Source organism: Oleiphilus sp. HI0066 (genome assembly GCF_001635725.1).
The window spans coordinates 1-943 of the sequence record NZ_LWFH01001305.1 but is presented as its reverse complement, the minus strand read 5'-3'; the positions used below and the strand labels follow the sequence as shown (position 1 = coordinate 943).

The window sequence follows — 943 nt, the reverse complement described above, 5'->3', positions numbered from 1 at the left end:
CGGTTTCGAGACCAGCGTTACACAGTAGTGGAAGGCGATACCCTAGAGGCGATATTCAAGCGAAAGCAGCTCTCTATCAACGAGCTATATGAAATTATAGAGGCTGATGAACCGTATTTAGAGCTGGATGTTTTACAACCAGGGGATCAACTGATTTTTCGTATCGAGCGTGAAGACAATCGACTCGAAGCCTTGTCTCGCATCGTTGATCCAAGTAAGACAGTTACGTATCAATACAATAACGATGATTTCATATACCAAGAAGAGCTTACTCCAACAGACAAAATTGCCGAGGTGACACGTGGGCAGATAGACGGCAGTTTTTATGTTTCGGCCTCATCTTCAGGTCTAACCGATAACGGTGTTATGACGATTACTCAGCTTCTCAAAAGCTCCCTCAACTTTAGACGAGACCTACGAGCTGGTGACCACTTTCAAGTCATCATGGAACGCGAGACTGTTGAAGGAAAGACGATCGGTAAAGATCGATTGCTTGCTGCACGCGTTCTATCTAGGGGGAAAGAATTTGGCGCCTACCTACACAGTGATGGCTCATACTACAACGCACAGGGCGAAAGCTTAGTACCCGCACTTTTACGTTATCCAACAAAAAAGAAATATCGCATAAGCTCGCATTTCAACCCTCGACGAGTCCACCCTGTTACCGGAAGGGTGAAGCCTCATAATGGGGTCGATTTTGCGATGCCAACTGGCACGCCGATACTTTCTACAGGACATGGTCGTGTCACCCGTGTTGCCTCCCATCGCTACGCAGGTAAATATATTGATATAGATGAGTTTGGCCCTTACTCGACACGATTTCTTCATCTTAGCAAGATACTGGTAAAGAAAGGTCAGCAGGTTGAACGTGGTCAAGTCATTGCTCTTTCTGGAAATACAGGTCGCTCTACTGGTCCTCATTTACATTATGAGTTGCACATCA

General features: G+C 45.8%; 1 protein-coding gene. It reads left to right on the top strand.

The window, feature by feature from the left end; all coding sequences use genetic code 11:
• Positions 1-943, top strand: a 943-nt coding sequence (locus A3738_RS19200; RefSeq protein ID WP_068763786.1) for a peptidoglycan DD-metalloendopeptidase family protein, incomplete at both ends; no start/stop codon positions are given.